Here is a 17,240-nt window from a genome sequence, read left to right on the forward strand (position 1 = left end):
TTTATATCAATTGGATTAGACTGTTCTGTTTAGAACGATCCACCAATACTGAACTGGAATTGTTCAATATCATCATTTTCATATTTTTTGATTGGTTTAGCATAAGAGAACACTAATGGGCCAATCGGAGACTGCCATTGGAATGCAATACCAGCAGAAGCTCGAACACGAGAAGGATCGCCATAATCAGGTAAATTACTATTAAACTTGCCTTTCTCTGATTTCCAGTGTGTATCCCATACGCTCGCTGCATCAACGAAGAAGGATGTACGAACAGAATTTTGATTTTTCTCTGCAACAAACGGCGTTGGTACAATTAATTCCACGCTAGCTGTGGCCATCGCGTTACCGCCAACCACATCACCATTTAACTTATCGTCATTATAACAGCTAGGGGTTGTACTAACGCCACGACAAGCTGCTGAGATTGGCGTTTTAGCGTAAATCGCTTGTGGACCAATCGCGCCATAAGAAAAGCCGCGTAAACTACCAATACCGCCTGCGGTATAAGTTTGATAGAACGGTAGACGTTTACCTCCAAAACCATCAGCATAAGATGCGCCTAAACGTCCAGATAATACCCATGTCTGATCACGGTTAAGCGGGTAAAATCCTTGAACATCAGCATTGAGTCTATAGTACTTATTATCAGAGCCTGGAATCGTAACTTTACCACCGATAGACGCTTTCACCCCTTTAGTTGGCAAGAAACCACGGTTCAAGCTATTATAATTCCAACCAAATGAAACATCATAATCATGAGATTTGAACACCCAGTCATCAAAGTTCATAGAGGCTAAATACAAAGCTCGATTATATTCAGGGGTAATATTTTTTAATTTGTTATAGGCGTAACCAACACCAAGATAGTAGGCATTGTTTTCATTGACCGGGAAACCTAAGGTTAGGTTACCACCATAAGTCGTACGCGCATAAGCAGCTGATGTTGAATTTTTTGAGTTATCAAAGCTTTCAAAGAAAACATTTCCGCCTAAACTGACACCATCTTTAGTGAAGTATGGTTCTGTATAACCTAAATTTACGCTTGTACCGTAATCATTACGGGAGCCGGCCAAACTAAGAGAAGACCCCATGCCCAAGAAGTTATCTTGCTTAATACTGGCTTGGTAACTTAAACCGCTTTCCGTACCATAACCGATACCAAAATTAATACTACCGGTATTACGTTCTTTTACCTTATAAATAACATCAACTTGGTCATTGGTTCCTTCAACGGCTTCGGTACGGCTTTCAACGGTTTCAAAAAAGCCTGTACGATCCAACCGCACTTTACCTAATTCAACTAAATCAGTAGATAACCAACTCCCCTCTTGCTGACGCATTTCTTGACGCAAGGTGCTATCCGCACTCACGGTATTACCTTCAAAACGAATTTGACGGACAGAATAACGTTTACCGGCATCAACAACAAAACTTAAACCAACCGTTTTATTCTCATCATTAAAATCAGGCTGTACGTTCACTTGCGCACTACCATAACCACGTTCGCCAAGTGTTGCTTTAATACTTTCTTCAACTAACTGTACATCACTACGACGAAACTCTTCGCCAACATGAATTTGCTTAAGTAATGGCGCCAATTGTTCCGCCATACCGCCTACATCACCCACAATACGCGTGCCATTAACGGTATATTTTTCACCTTCAACAATATCAATTGTTACTCGAGCTTCCGTCTTTTCATCGTTTAGTTTCACGTCGGTATTGGCAATTCCGGCTTTAGCATAACCACGGTCAAGATAATAATTTCTAATTGTTTCAAGATCTTTAGTGAATTGGGTAGAATCAAATTTGTTACCAAAGAACTTCCACCAAGCATCCGGTTGGAGCTCCATTTGATCTTCTAAGCGATCACTATCAAAGGCTTGATTACCGACAAAAGTAACATCTTTCAACAATGCCACATCATTTTCGGTTACTTGAATCTTAATTTCCGCACGGTTATTGGGTAATGGGTTAACAATCGTTTCGACTTTTGCATTATAACGACCAACACTATGATAGTGCTCCTCTAAACCTTTACGAAACTCTTCTAATTTTTCACGATTCAACACATCGCCTTTACGAAAACCATTGGAATCTAAGTTTTGCTTTAATGCATCGTTTGGAACAGATTTATTCCCCTCAAACACCACATCAGAAATAATCGCTTTCGGCATAACCGAAATAACCAACGTACTTCCTTGCTGTGATGCTCTTACATCATCATACTGACCCGTTAGGAACAAATTACGGACGATATTAGAAATATTGGCATCATTAATTTTTTGGCCAATCTTTACCGGTAACGAGGCAATAATCTGACTTTCACTACCAGCCTGAACACCGTCAACACGAATATCTTGAACTACAAAAGGCCCCGCAAGCGCGGCGGTAGAACCAAACAACAAACTTACAAGTAAAAGTTTTTTCATCGTAATTTCTATCCTGTATAAAAATACTAATTTAAACGTAAAAAATCATTAATCAGTCCAAATCCCATTAACATCAACAATAAGATGGCACCGATTCGATAGCTGATATTCTGAACATGTTCGGAAACCGGCTTTCCTTTAAGCGCTTCTAATCCTAAAAAAACTAAATGTCCCCCATCAAGCACAGGCAATGGGAAGAGATTCATGATCCCTAAATTTACACTAATAAGCGCAAGAAAACTGAGGTAATAAACTAAGCCTAATTCAGATGACGCGCCTGCACCTTGCGCAATAGAAATCGGACCACTTAAATTATTCAAAGACAACTCGCCAACCAATAATTTCCCGATTATTTTTATGGTTAGCCAAGAGAGTTGAAACGTCTTCTCAGCTCCCTTCTGTAAGGATTCAAACATATCATACTTTAATTCAGTACGATATTCATCAGGCACAGGGGAAAAAGTCGGGGAAATACCAACAACTAAACGCTTTTGGTCATTCAGTTCTGGCGTAATAGTCTTCATCAACCACGCCCCATTACGCTCGATCTTCACAGATAATGGATTACCTAATTCCACTTGCTCAATAAAATCCTGCCATCGTATCGGCTGACCATCTGCCCAATATAATTTATCACCGACCAATAATCCCGCTTTTTGTGCAGGGGAATTCTCGACAACCTTAGACAAAGTCATATCGACTTTAGTTCTAACCGGTAACATACCAAGAGAACTAAAAGCTGTTTCTTTTTCAGGGTTAAAATTCCATTGAGATAAATCTAAGATTCTATGCTGTTCAATATTCGAACCGAATTCAACTAAGGTTAACTCTACTCTACTTTCACCAATTTTAGTTGCCAAAAGCATATTGATGGTTTCCCAATCAGGCGTAGCAACACCATCAATTTCAGTAATTTGCGTTTTTGGCTGAACCTGCGCCAGCTCTGCAATAGAATGAGGTTTTATATCATCAATAACCGGTTTAACGCTTGGAATTCCGATGGTATAAATCAGAAAATAAGCAAAAATCGCAAACAAGAAATTCGCGAGCGGACCGGCGGCAATAATAAATGCGCGCTGAGCGACCGTTTTATGGTCAAAGGCCTGTGATTTTAAGGTCTCAGGCACCTCTTCATTGCGTCCGTCCAGCATTTTGACATAGCCCCCAAGCGGAATGGCTGACACCGCAAATTCCGTTCCTTGTTTATCGGTGCGCGACCAAATGACTTTGCCAAAACCAATAGAAAAACGATGGACTTTCACACCGCACTTTCGTGCCGCCCAGAAATGGCCATATTCATGCACCGTCACTAAAACGGCAATCACAATCAAAAATGAAACGGTTGACCACAAAAATGACATATCGCCAATCCTATAAGACAAAGAAATAGAAGTAGGCAAAGAATGGAACCGCTGCCGTTAAGCTGTCAATGCGATCCAAAATACCGCCATGCCCCGGAATTAAATGACTGCTATCTTTGATACCGCTTTGGCGTTTAAACATACTTTCCGTTAAATCGCCTAAAATAGAAATGGCAACGGTTGCCACTGACAAAGCAATAAAGGCTTCGGACGAGACATTCGCAGTCAAACGTTGTTGTGCTATATTCACAAAAATGGCTGCAACAATGCCTGCCATCACTAAACCGCCAATCGCCCCTTGCCAAGATTTTCCCGGAGAAACTTTTGGTGCCAGTTTGTGTTTACCAAATTTACGACCGACAAAATAAGCACCGGAATCTGCCACCCAAACCAAAACAAACACATACAACAACAGCATAATGCCGTGGTAAGGCTCTGTCACATAATGCTCTAAACGTAACAATAATACGCCGATTAAAAATGGGATAAGGGTAAAGAAACAGAAAAAGAATTGTAAGACGGAATGTTTGCCCCAAATAACACTACTTTTCGGGTAAGTCACCACAAAAAATAAGGCCACCAGCCACCAAATAACTGCGCCCAATAAAATCGGCTGAGCATACAGTTCAAATACACGACCCGCGTCTAAATAATTGCCTTCCCCATAGATCCAGAGAAATAAAAAGGCAGCACTTAAACCTGTGATGGCATAGCGCCAAAAAGTGGGTTGCTTGAAATTAAAAAACTGCGTCCATTCCCAAACGCCTAACACGACGACAACCCCTAAGGCGAGGGCAAAATAATAAGGTGAAAATAAAAATAATGCGATAAAGACAAGGGCAATTAACACAATTGCCGAAATAACTCGTTGTTTAAGCACAATATATTCCTCAATTATTCGGTCCCGCCAAAACGGCGATGACGTTGTTGATAAGATAAGATCGCCTGATGAAACTCGGCTTCATTAAAATCCGGCCACAGTACATCAGAAAAATATAATTCCGCGTAGGCTGTTTGCCACAATAAGAAATTGCTAATGCGTTGTTCACCACTGGTACGAATCAATAAATCCACTTCAGGCTCATCTTTTGTCACCAAATGCTGTTGCAATAAAGCTTCATTAATGTCTGCGACGTTAAGCTGTTGCGCTTGAACCTGTTCTGCCAACTGCTGTGCAGCCTGAACGATATCCCAACGCCCGCCATAATTAGCGGCAATATTTAACGTAAGTGCGGTGTTATTTTCCGTTAATTTTTCCGCTTTTTTGATTTTTTCCTGCAAGCCTGCACTAAAGCGGGAAATGTCGCCTAAAATTTTCAAACGAATGTCATTTTTATGCAGTTTTTTCACTTCAAAATCAAGCGCTTGCATAAACAAACTCATCAATGCGCTCACTTCCTGCTCGGGGCGATTCCAGTTTTCGCTACTAAACGCATATAAGGTTAAATATTTCACCCCAATTTTGCGAGCATAAGACACGGCTTTACGTACTGCCGCCACGCCGTTTTTATGTCCAAAAACGCGCATTTTTCCTTGTTGCTTCGCCCAACGCCCGTTGCCGTCCATGATAATCGCAACGTGTTGCGGAATATTATTCCGATCTAATTCTGTCATTATCCCTTCTCAATGCAAAATATCAGTGTGACCAATATGCCAATTGTTGTCGCGCATAGTCACGAGCGGCACGATCCACCTCCAACACATCATCAATCTGTTTGATTTGTTGCGACGGCATTTGTTCCACGACAGTCTGATTCAGTTTGGCAATATCCGTAAATTTAATTTGGCGATCTAAAAAGGCTTGTACCGCCACTTCATTTGCCGCATTCATGGCAGTAGTCGCATACTGTCCTGCCGCAAAAGCCTCTATCGCCAGTTTCAAACAAGGATAACGTTGATAATCCGGCGCTAAAAAAGTCAGCCCATTTAATTGGTAAAAATCTAACGGAGCTACGCCGGAAAAAGTGCGGTGCGGATACGCCATAGTTTCTGCAATCGGTGTGCGCATATCAGGATTCCCCATTTGCGCAATAACGCTGCCATCAATATAGCGTACCATGGAGTGAATAATGGATTGCGGGTGAATAATGACTTCCATTTCATCGGCTGTCGCATTAAACAACCAACGGGCCTCAATATACTCCAACCCCTTGTTCATCATCGTTGCGGAATCCACAGAGATCTTCTTGCCCATAGACCAGTTAGGATGTGCTACCGCCTGTTCCGGTGTAATACCGCCAAATTCGCTTAAATCCGTATAACGGAAAGGCCCACCCGAACCGGTCAGCACGATTTTACTAATGCCCAAATCTGCCAACGGGCAAAATCCGATGTGTTGTTGCGCCTGCGGAGGCAACGATTGGAAAATGGCGTTATGTTCACTGTCTACCGGCAATAATTGCGCGTCATAGCGTTTTACCGCATCAATAAAAATCTGCCCGCAAGTGACCAACGCTTCTTTATTTGCCAGCAGAACTTTTTTGCCGGCTTTCACTGCCGACAGCGTTGGCAACAATCCGGCTGCACCAACAATCGCCGCCATGACCATATCCGCATCAGGATGTGCGCTTAATTCGCAAATGGCTTGTTGACCGGCAAATACTTGCGTCGGAAGCTGATGTGCTACCAATTTTTCACGCAAAATTTTCGCCGCACTTTCATCCGCTAAAGCAACAAAGTGCGGTCGAAATTTCACGCATTTTTCAAACATCGCATCCACATTGGAACCCCCGACTAAAGCAAACGCTTCATACTTTTCCGGATTGTGTTCAATCACCGAAAGGGTGCTATTACCGATGGAACCTGTCGCGCCAAGAATCACGACCTTTTGTTTTTTTTGCATAAAATTTCGACCGCACTTTGTCAATTTTTCGGGCAGTATGAAAACCTCATCCGCCCATATAAGAAAAGACGCAGTAAGGCACTGCGTCTGATGTTAACCTGTTTTTATGATTAGAAATCGAGTAATTCTTTTTCTTTTTCCGCTAACACTTCATCGACTTTTTTGATGAATTTATCGGTAATTTGTTGAATTTCGGTTTCAGCTTTGTGCTGATCGTTTTCACTGATTTCTTTATCTTTTAACAAGGCCTTGATTTTATCATTAGCATCACGGCGAACGTTACGAATCGCTACTTTGCCTTGCTCACCTTCTGATTTCACAATTTTAATCAAATCACGGCGACGTTCTTCTGTTAATGGTGGAAGTGGCACGCGAATCGTTGTACCGGCAGAAGACGGATTCAAGCCTAAATCAGAGGTTAAAATGGCTTTTTCTACCGCTTGAATCAATGAACGATCAAACACAGTCACCGCTAAAGTACGGGCATCTTCCGCCACCACGTTGGCTAATTGACGTAATGGTGTCGCAGAGCCGTAATAATCCACTTGAATCGCATCCAACAAACTTGGTTGTGCACGGCCGGTACGAATTTTTGCAATATGGCCTTTTAACGCTTCAAGGCTTTTTTCCATGCGGTCTTGCGCATCTTTTTTAATGTCGTTAATCACGATAATTCCTTCTCTATTAAATAAATCAAACCGTTAAACTAGTCTTTTGCACAAATCAATGTGCCTTCTTGTTCACCGACAATCACGCGACGTAGCGCGCCCGGTTTCCCCATATTGAACACGCGAATCGGCATACCGTGGTCACGAGCCAGTGTGAAAGCTGCTAAATCCATCACTTGTAATTCTTTGTCGATCACTTCGGCATAAGAAAGGTGCGAATAAAGCATGGCATTTGGATTTTTTGCCGGATCACAATCATAGACACCATCGACTTTGGTTGCTTTTAACACGACATCCGCTTCAATTTCGATGCCACGTAAGCAGGCGGCGGAATCTGTTGTAAAAAACGGACTGCCTGTACCGCCGGAGAAAATGACAACGCGTTTTTCACGCAACATTTTGATCGCTTCAGACCAGTTGTAAGTGTCACAAATGCCGTTTAATTGAAATGCTGACATTAATTTTGCATTCACATCCGCACGAAAAAGCGAATCACGCATCGCCAAACCGTTCATGACCGTAGCTAACATTCCCATATGGTCGCCGACCACACGGTTCATTCCCGCTTTGGCCAATTTAGCACCGCGGAATAAGTTGCCACCACCTAAGACGACACCCACTTCAACACCCATTTCAACCAGTTCTTTGATTTCTAACGCCACTCTATCAAGAATAGACGCATCAATGCCGAAACCTTCATCGCCTTGTAAGGCTTCTCCGCTTAGTTTTAACAAAATTCTTTTATAAATCGGTTGACTCATCTTATTTCCCTTTTGTCTTCACAAAAATTGGCTCATTTTAATAGATCTTATCTACCCTGTGAAGTCAACATAAAGAAATAGCGCCCTTAAATAAGGAAAAAAATGACCGCACTTTTAGACAAAGTGCGGTCATTTTTAAACGCGTTTTCTGGTTATGTAAAACTCCAGAGTAACAATGCCAGCAATTGTGGAGAAACAATACGTAAGAACATCGCCAACGGATATACTGTCGCATAAGAGAGAGAAGCTGCCCCGCTACCTTCTTTAATAGCATTAGCAAATGCCAATGCCGGTGGATCGGTCATCGAACCGGCAAGTACGCCGCACAGTGAAAGGTAATTCAATTTGCTGTATAAACGTGCGATAACTGCGGTAATGAGTAAAGGCACTAACGTGATAACGATACCGTAGCCCATCCATTCCAACCCGCTTCCGTTTAATAAAGTGTCCATAAAACTGCCGCCGGATTTCAACCCAACGACGGCCAAGAACAAGACAATCCCTAACTCACGTAACGCCAAGTTAGCACTTGGCGGCATAAACCAATACAGTTTACCGATGGTACCAATACGCGCCAAAATCAATGCAATGACTAATGGCCCGCCCGCTAAACCTAATTTTAAGGCAACAGGGAAACTTGGAATATAAAAAGGAATAGACCCAAATAACACCCCTAAACCAATCCCGATAAAGACCGGTAACATTTGCACTTGTTGCAATTTTTGCTCGGCATTACCGATCACAGAAATGGCGTTATTCATCATGTCTGTGCGACCAACCATGTGCAGTACGTCACCGAATTGTAAGGTCGTATTTGCTGTCGGAACCAATTCCACACCGGCACGGTTTAAGCGAGAAATCACTACGCCGTATTTTTGATGGATACCAAGCGATTTGATTTTTTTACCTAAGACTTTTTCACTCGTCACCACAACACGTTCTGAACGAATCTCTCCGCCTTTGGTGGAAACAGGCACATCCAACTCATCACCAATAATTAAGCACATTTTTTTCAATGCGCTGCCATCACCGACCAAATGCAACACATCATCCAAATGGATTTCTGAGCTGGCTTTTGGCACACAAACATTGTTGCCACTTTTCAAACGGGAACACACAATATCCCCTTCACCAAAGCCCGGGATATCGATTAGGCGTAAACCATCCAAGTTTTTATTGGTGACTTTTACGTCCATGGTGGTTAACGTTTCTTTATCTTGTCCGCTTTCATGTTGGAAATGTTGTTCTTCTTCATCTACCTTAATTTTAAAGAACAAACGCACCAACCACATGGAAAGTAAAATACCGCAGATCCCAAACGGATAGGCCATGGCATATGCCATCCCCATGGTGGAAGTGGCACTTTTTAGCCCAAGCTCCGCTAAAATTTGTTGCCCCGCCCCCAACGATGGCGTATTGGTTACCGCCCCGGAATAAATCCCCAGAATAATGTCTAACGGCACATCGGCAAGCTTATGAATAAGAATCACCGAAATCCCGCCAAGCAACACAATCAAAAAGGCAAAACCGTTAAGTTTTAACCCCGAACGGCGCAAGGAAGAGAAGAACCCCGGCCCCACTTGGATCCCAATAGTGTAAACAAACAGAATCAAGCCAAACTCTTGCACGAAATGCAATGTGTGCGTGTCTAATGCCAATCCGTATTGATTGGTAAAATGCGCCACAATGATCCCACCAAAGAGCACCCCGCCTACACCAAAACCGACACCTTTGATCTTCCAATGACCGATCCATAAACCAATCACGGCGACCAGGGCGAGTAGGCTAATCGTAATAGCAATATCGCTCATATTTACCTCAAATAAAATTAACTGTGGCAAATTATAGCAACTTCATTTTTTTTAGGGAAAACAAACACAAAAAGTGAAACCTCTATCACATTTTTTCTTGCCTAATAGGGAAATCTTTTTAAAATGAACCGCACTTTTTTATTAGCGGATTACATAATGGACTACTCTCAGGAAGCGATTACCTCCCTACTTTGGATTGCAAAAACCTTAGCAATCACAACCGTTGTTTTTAGCCTCAGCATCTTTTTGTTGGTGCGTTTCACCCACTGGGGAAAACAATTTTGGATGTTTGCCGGCGGCTACCTTTCACCGAAACGTAGCGTTAAACCATTGTTATTTTTCGTTCTGATTGTCGCTTTAACCTTGTTTAGCGTTCGTCTTGGGCTGGTACATTCCACTTGGTATAACAATATGTACACCTCGCTACAAGAGTTCAATCAGCCGGTCTTTTGGGAACAAATGATCCTGTTTTGTTTTATCGCCGGATTTTCCGTACTTTCTGCCTTAATTAGCTACTACATCAGCCAGCGCTTTTCCATTAATTGGATTGAATGGTTAAACCAAGAAATGTTGGAAAAATGGATGAGCCACCGCGCCTACTATAAAAGCCAATATACCGCCCAACATTTGGACAACCCCGATCAACGGATTCAACAAGACGTGCAATCCTATGTCAAAACAACGCTTTCCTTGAGTACCGGCGTCATTGATGCGGTCACCTCCATGATTTCTTACACGATTTTATTGTGGGGATTAGCTGGGTCAATGAGTTTATTCGGCGTCGAAATCCCACACATGATGGTCTTTTTAGTGTTCGCTTATGTGATCTTCACCACACTTATCGCCTTTTGGCTTGGTAAGCCGTTAATTCGCCTCAATTTTACCAACGAAAAATTAAACGCGAATTACCGTTATTCTTTAATCCGTGTAAAAGAATACGCTGAAAGTATTGCTTTCTATGCCGGTGAAAAAGTTGAAAAAAGCCAGCTTTATAAACAATTTCGCGCTGTTATCGACAATATGTGGGATATCGTCTTCCGAGCCTTAAAATTCTCCGGTTTTAACTTAGTGGTCAGCCAAATTTCCGTAGTGTTCCCTTTACTCATTCAAGTGGGACGCTATTTTGAAAAACAAATTAAACTGGGCGATCTGATGCAAACCTTGCAAGTCTTTGGCAAATTGCATTCCAATCTTTCTTTCTTCCGTAACACGTACGATAGCTTTGCCGAATACAAAGCCACTTTGGACCGTTTAACCGGCTTCCATTACAGCGTAGAAGCCGCACAGAAAGAAAGCAAAACCCAGATCACCGATCACCCAACCGATGTTATTTTCCAACATCTGAATGTGAAATCGCCACTTGGCAAAACACTGATTAACGATCTCAATCTCACGCTGCCGAAAGGGGATTCTTTGCTAATCCAAGGTCAATCTGGAGTGGGAAAAACCACCTTGTTACGCACCGTTGCCGGTTTATGGTCGTATGCGCACGGCGAAATCTTCTGTCCGCAACAAAACAGCCTTTTCCTTTCACAACGCCCTTATTTACCTCAAGGGGATTTGCTCACCGCACTGTATTATCCCAACACCACGGAGCAGGCTGATTTGACGAAAGTAAATGACGTATTACAGCAAGTACAACTTGCCCATTTACAAGAACGTTTGGAACAAGAACAAGACTGGAGCCGCATTTTATCCCTAGGCGAACAGCAACGTCTCGCCTTCGCGCGGCTTTTGCTCCATAAACCGCAAGTCGCCTTTTTAGATGAAGCCACCGCCAGCCTGGATGAAGGACTTGAAGATGCCATGTATCGGTTAATTCGTCGGGAATTGCCGAATACCACCATTATCAGCATCGGGCATCGTTCAACCTTAGTGCCATTACATGAAAAGCGTTTAGAATTGAAGACGGATGGGCATTGGGAATTAAGTACTCATTAAGCTTATTGCGCATGAAAGTGCGGTGGATTTTCATAACGTTTTTTTAAATATTTAAGAAAATTTACCGTACTTTTCTTTTCTGTCCTGTAAAAAAAGTAGAACTATTTATCAAATAAATTTTTCCTAGAATAAAAATTCACAGCAAAAAACAAATAAAGAACATAAATCCAACAAACTCAAAAATATCAGACAATAAATCCAAAGTTATTTCTAAAATAACGCAAAAATCAATATAAAACACTAAGCAAACGTTTGACAGAAGAATTTAAATCCGTAATATGTGACGCACTTTTACAGATTTTATGCATTAGGATTTTTCATGTTTATCACTGTTTCTTTATCCCTCAACCTGCTGCTCTCACATTCTTTGTGCGGCTAAGTTGTGGATGAAAAACAGTCAAATGTAAAACCCTCAAGATTTAAACCCGCACTCTAATTTGCGGGTTTTTTCGTTTGTACACGAGCAAAAACAACTGAAAAAGCGACCGCACTTTGAGTGATTGAAAGAAGGAAAATGTTATGACAGATCGCGTTATTATTTTTGATACGACCTTGCGTGATGGGGAACAAGCGTTAAAAGCAAGCCTTACCGTAAAAGAAAAATTACAAATTGCCCTTGCTTTAGAGCGTTTAGGCGTGGATGTCATGGAAGTGGGCTTTCCGGTCTCCTCGCAAGGGGATTTTGAATCCGTACAAACTATCGCACGCCATATCAAAAATAGTCGAGTTGCGGCACTTTCCCGCGCCGTAGATAAAGACATCGACGCGGCGTATGAAGCCTTAAAAGTGGCGGAAGCTTTCCGTATTCACACCTTTATTGCCAGTTCCGCATTACACGTGGAAGCCAAATTAAAACGGACATTTGACGATGTGGTTGAAATGGCCGTAGCCGCGGTAAAACGCGCGCGTAACTACACCGACGACGTCGAATTTTCCTGCGAAGATGCAGGACGCACAGGTATCGACAATATCTGCCGCATTGTCGAAGCAGCAATCAACGCCGGCGCCACTACCGTCAATATTCCGGACACTGTGGGCTACTGCTTACCGATGGAGTACGGCAACATCATCGCTCAAGTGCGCAATCGCGTACCAAACATCGACAAAGCGATTATTTCCGTGCACTGCCACAACGACTTAGGCATGGCGACCGCCAACTCTTTAACCGCCGTACAAAACGGCGCGCGCCAAATTGAATGTACCATCAACGGCATCGGTGAGCGCGCGGGCAACACTGCTTTGGAAGAAGTGGTCATGGCAATTAAAACCCGCCAGGCACTATTCGGCGTGGACACGCGAATTAATACCCAAGAAATTCATCGTGTCAGCCAAATGGTGAGCCAACTTTGCAATATGCCAATTCAACCGAACAAAGCTATTGTGGGTTCCAATGCTTTTGCACACTCTTCCGGTATTCACCAAGACGGTATGTTGAAAAACAAAAACACCTACGAAATCATGTCGCCGGAAACCATCGGTTTGAAGAAAGAGAAATTGAACTTAACCGCGCGTTCCGGCCGTGCGGCGGTGAAAGGCCACATGACCGACATGGGCTACACCGAACAAGATTACGATTTGGATAAATTGTACGATTCCTTCTTAAAATTGGCGGACAAAAAAGGCCAAGTGTTCGATTATGACTTGGAAGCCTTGGCGTTCATTGATATGCAGCAAGGCGATGAAGATCGTTTGGTGTTAGATAAACTTTCCGCTCACTCCACCAAGGAATATCCGGCGACTGCCTTTGTTCAATTACAATTAGACGGTGAGAAATTAAGTACTTCGTCAATCGGCGGTAACGGTCCGGTCGATGCGGTTTACAACGCCATCTTAAATTTAACCGGTTTAGAGATCAAAATGTCTCACTATAACTTAACCGCCAAAGGCGAAGGCGCTGAAGCCTTAGGTCAGGTGGATATTGTGGTAGAACACGAAGGCCGTAAATTCCATGGTGTAGGTTTAGCGACGGATATCGTTGAATCTTCTGCGCTTGCCTTAGTGCACGCCATCAATGCAATTTATAGGGCGCATAAGGTGGCAGATATTAAAAATCATAAACATCATTAATCCCTTCGTAGGGACAGGCTTTATGCCTGTCCAATATTAATGAGTAATCGGACAGGCATAAAGCCTGTCCCTACAACTAAATAACAAATAAAGGATAATTCAATATGCAATCATACAACATCGCTGTTCTACCGGGAGACGGTATTGGCCCGGAAGTCATGGCGGAAGCCATTAAAGTATTAAACAAAGTCCAAGAAAAATTTGGTTTTAAACTTAACTTCAACGAGTTTTATGTGGGTGGTGCCGCAATTGATCACTGCGGTTGTCCGTTACCGGCAGAAACCTTAAAAGGTTGTGATGACGCAGATGCAATTTTGTTTGGTTCTGTGGGCGGCCCTAAATGGACAAATTTACCGCCGGATCAACAACCAGAACGCGGTGCATTGTTGCCATTGCGTAAACATTTCAAATTATTCTGTAACCTTCGCCCGGCAATCCTTTACAAAGGATTGGAAAAATTCTGTCCGTTACGAGCAGACATCGCGGCAAAAGGATTTGATATGGTGGTTGTGCGCGAATTAACGGGCGGGATTTATTTCGGTCAGCCTAAAGGTCGCGAAGGCGAAGGCGCACAAACCAAAGCATTCGATACGGAAGTTTATTACAAATATGAAATTGCACGCATTGCTCATGCGGCTTTTGATGCGGCAATGAAACGTCGGAAACATGTGACTTCTGTGGATAAAGCCAACGTATTACAAGCGTCGATTTTATGGCGTGAAACCGTGACCGAAGTGGCGAAAGACTACCCTGAAGTGACCTTAGATCATATTTATATCGACAATGCGACCATGCAGTTAATCAAAGCACCGGAGTCTTTTGATGTACTCCTCTGCTCTAATATTTTCGGCGATATTATCTCTGATGAAGCAGGGATGATCACAGGTTCTATGGGCATGTTGCCATCTGCCAGCTTAAATGAAGAAGGTTTCGGCTTATATGAACCGGCTGGCGGTTCTGCCCCTGATATCGCAGGCAAAGGCATTGCCAACCCGATCGCACAAATTCTTTCTGCCGCGATGATGTTGCGTTACAGCTTCAACTTAAACGAAGCAGCGGATGCGATTGAAAATGCAGTACAAGAAGTCTTAGCAAATGGTCACCGTACCGGCGATTTAGCCGATGACTCCACCCCTGTTTCAACGGCAGAAATGGGTACGTTAATCGCTAACGCAATCTAATCAAAAACAATTAAAGTGCGGTTTAAAACACTGTCAAATTTAACCGCACTTACTACTCTAATGAATTGAGAAAAATTATGGCAAAAACACTTTACGAAAAATTATTCGATGCCCACGTGGTGTACGAAGCGGAAGGCGAAACGCCGATTTTGTATATTAACCGTCATTTAATCCATGAAGTGACCAGTCCGCAAGCTTTTGACGGTTTACGTGTTGCGGGTCGTCAAGTACGCCAAGTAAGCAAAACTTTCGGTACCATGGATCACAGTATTTCCACTCAAGTACGTGATGTGAACAAACTTGAAGGCCAAGCGAAAATTCAAGTATTGGAGCTCGCAAAAAACACAAAAGCGACCGGTATTCAATTATTCGACATGACCACCAAAGAACAAGGTATCGTGCATGTGATGGGGCCTGAACAAGGCTTAACTTTACCGGGTATGACTATCGTTTGTGGTGACTCTCATACCGCCACTCACGGTGCATTCGGTGCTTTGGCATTTGGTATTGGTACATCTGAAGTAGAACACGTATTAGCCACACAAACCTTAAAACAAGCTCGCGCAAAAAATATGAAAATTGAAGTGCGCGGCAAAGTAGCGCCAGGCATTACCGCAAAAGACATTATTCTTGCCATTATCGGTAAAACCACCATGGCGGGCGGTACAGGCCATGTAGTGGAATTCTGCGGCGAAGCGATTCGTGACCTTTCTATGGAAGGCCGTATGACCGTTTGTAATATGGCGATTGAAATGGGCGCGAAAGCGGGCTTAATCGCACCGGATGAAACTACTTTCGAATACTTAAAAGGTCGTCCACATGCCCCGAAAGGGAAAGATTGGGATGATGCCGTTGCTTATTGGGAAACCTTAAAATCCGATGATGATGCGAAATTTGACACGGTCATCACATTAGAAGCGAAAGATATTGCGCCACAGGTAACTTGGGGAACAAACCCAGGCCAAGTAATCGGTATCGATCAGCCAGTGCCAAACCCAGCAGAAATGACCGATCCGGTGACTCGTGCCTCAGCAGAAAAAGCATTGAATTATATTGGCTTAGACGCTAACACTGATTTAAAAAATATCCCTGTAGATCAAGTCTTTATCGGTTCTTGTACTAATGCGCGTATCGAAGATTTACGTGCGGCAGCGGCTGTGATGAAAGGTCGCAAAAAAGCCGATAACGTAAAACGGATTTTAGTGGTGCCGGGTTCCGGCTTAGTGAAAGAACAAGCAGAAAAAGAAGGTTTGGATAAAATCTTTATTGAAGCGGGAGCAGAATGGCGCAATCCGGGCTGTTCCATGTGTTTAGGGATGAATGATGACCGTTTAGGCGAATGGGAACGTTGTGCTTCCACTTCAAACCGTAACTTTGAAGGTCGCCAAGGCCGTAACGGACGTACCCACTTGGTGAGCCCAGCCATGGCAGCCGCAGCGGGAATGTTCGGTAAATTCGTTGATATTCGTGAAGTGGCATCAAATTAAGGCCCAAAGAAGAGGAAAAAGAAAAATGGCAGGATTCAAACAACTTTCAGGCTTAGTAGTGCCATTGGATGCCGCGAATGTGGACACAGATGCGATTATTCCAAAACAATTTTTACAAGCCATTACCCGCGTAGGTTTCGGCAAACACTTATTCCATGAATGGCGTTATTTGGATGTAGAAGGCACCAAATCGAATCCGAAATTTGTGCTGAATTACCCACAATATCAGGGGGCGACTATTTTATTAGCACGCAAAAACCTCGGCTGTGGTTCTTCGCGTGAACACGCGCCTTGGGCATTAGCCGATTATGGTTTCAAAGTGATGATCGCACCCAGCTTTGCAGATATTTTCTATAACAACAGTTTAAACAACCACATGTTACCGATTCGTTTAAGCGAAGAGGAAGTGGAAGAAATCTTCCAATGGGTGTGGGCGAATGAAGGTAAGCCAATTCATGTGGACTTGGAAGCCATGACCGTGACCGTAGGTGACAAAGTGTATCACTTTGAACTGGACGAATTCCGCCGCCATTGTTTGTTAAACGGCTTGGATAATATCGGTTTAACCCTTCAACACGAAGACAAAATCGCAGAATACGAAAGCAAGATTCCGGCGTTCTTACGCTAACTTTTTATCACTCGGAAAGCAGATATTTTCTGCGCTAAAAGGCGGACAAATTGTCCGC

13 protein-coding genes are annotated in these 17,240 nt (G+C 43.0%); 5 read left to right on the plus strand and 8 right to left on the minus strand.

The features are described from left to right. Positions 1-29: 29 nt before the first annotated feature. The 8 genes from bamA to AC30SH_RS07670 form a co-directional block, all read right to left on the minus strand. Complete coding sequence (bamA, locus tag AC30SH_RS07635) at positions 30-2,435, minus strand: outer membrane protein assembly factor BamA (RefSeq protein ID WP_489582333.1); 2,406 nt, start codon at positions 2,433-2,435, stop codon at positions 30-32. A 26-nt stretch (positions 2,436-2,461) separates the two neighbouring features. Beyond that, positions 2,462-3,796: a sigma E protease regulator RseP gene (gene rseP / locus AC30SH_RS07640; protein WP_489582334.1), complete on the minus strand. Its 1,335-nt coding sequence runs from the start codon at positions 3,794-3,796 to the stop codon at positions 2,462-2,464. Between the two features lie 10 nt (positions 3,797-3,806). Further along, positions 3,807-4,676, minus strand: coding sequence for a phosphatidate cytidylyltransferase (locus AC30SH_RS07645; protein WP_489582335.1), 870 nt, complete (start codon positions 4,674-4,676; stop codon positions 3,807-3,809). Between the two features lie 14 nt (positions 4,677-4,690). After that, complete coding sequence (uppS, locus tag AC30SH_RS07650) at positions 4,691-5,410, minus strand: polyprenyl diphosphate synthase (RefSeq protein WP_489582336.1); 720 nt, start codon at positions 5,408-5,410, stop codon at positions 4,691-4,693. Positions 5,411-5,432: 22 nt separating this feature from the next. After that, entirely contained in the window at positions 5,433-6,638 is a 1,206-nt protein-coding gene (ispC, locus tag AC30SH_RS07655) for a 1-deoxy-D-xylulose-5-phosphate reductoisomerase (protein ID WP_489582337.1), read from the minus strand. A 110-nt stretch (positions 6,639-6,748) separates the two neighbouring features. Next, entirely contained in the window at positions 6,749-7,306 is a 558-nt protein-coding gene (frr, locus tag AC30SH_RS07660) for a ribosome recycling factor (protein ID WP_006716863.1), read from the minus strand. 38 nt (positions 7,307-7,344) lie between these two features. Beyond that, complete coding sequence (pyrH, locus tag AC30SH_RS07665; protein ID WP_489582338.1) at positions 7,345-8,067, minus strand: UMP kinase; 723 nt, start codon at positions 8,065-8,067, stop codon at positions 7,345-7,347. Between the two features lie 152 nt (positions 8,068-8,219). Beyond that, positions 8,220-9,878, minus strand: a complete 1,659-nt coding sequence (locus AC30SH_RS07670) for a putative transporter (RefSeq protein ID WP_489582339.1) — start codon at positions 9,876-9,878, stop codon at positions 8,220-8,222. Between the two features lie 156 nt (positions 9,879-10,034). Between AC30SH_RS07670 and AC30SH_RS07675 the strand changes: the two genes are divergently transcribed. From AC30SH_RS07675 to leuD, 5 genes are all read left to right on the plus strand, one after another. Further along, positions 10,035-11,819 (plus strand): ABC transporter ATP-binding protein/permease, encoded by a 1,785-nt coding sequence (locus tag AC30SH_RS07675; protein ID WP_249113881.1) that lies wholly within the window; start codon positions 10,035-10,037, stop codon positions 11,817-11,819. A 519-nt stretch (positions 11,820-12,338) separates the two neighbouring features. Further along, positions 12,339-13,886 carry a 2-isopropylmalate synthase gene (leuA, locus tag AC30SH_RS07680; protein ID WP_315027600.1) on the plus strand — a complete coding sequence of 516 codons (1,548 nt, stop codon included), beginning with the start codon at positions 12,339-12,341 and terminating at the stop codon, positions 13,884-13,886. Between the two features lie 104 nt (positions 13,887-13,990). Continuing rightward, complete coding sequence (leuB, locus tag AC30SH_RS07685) at positions 13,991-15,067, plus strand: 3-isopropylmalate dehydrogenase (RefSeq protein ID WP_212510334.1); 1,077 nt, start codon at positions 13,991-13,993, stop codon at positions 15,065-15,067. 77 nt (positions 15,068-15,144) lie between these two features. Next, positions 15,145-16,554, plus strand: a complete 1,410-nt coding sequence (gene leuC, locus AC30SH_RS07690) for a 3-isopropylmalate dehydratase large subunit (RefSeq protein ID WP_212510333.1) — start codon at positions 15,145-15,147, stop codon at positions 16,552-16,554. A gap of 25 nt (positions 16,555-16,579) precedes the next feature. Then, on the plus strand, positions 16,580-17,182 hold the full coding sequence (gene leuD / locus AC30SH_RS07695) for a 3-isopropylmalate dehydratase small subunit (protein WP_212510332.1): 603 nt from the start codon (positions 16,580-16,582) through the stop codon (positions 17,180-17,182). The last annotated feature ends 58 nt before the right edge of the window (positions 17,183-17,240 follow it).

Source organism: Aggregatibacter sp. HK296, assembly GCF_980469475.1.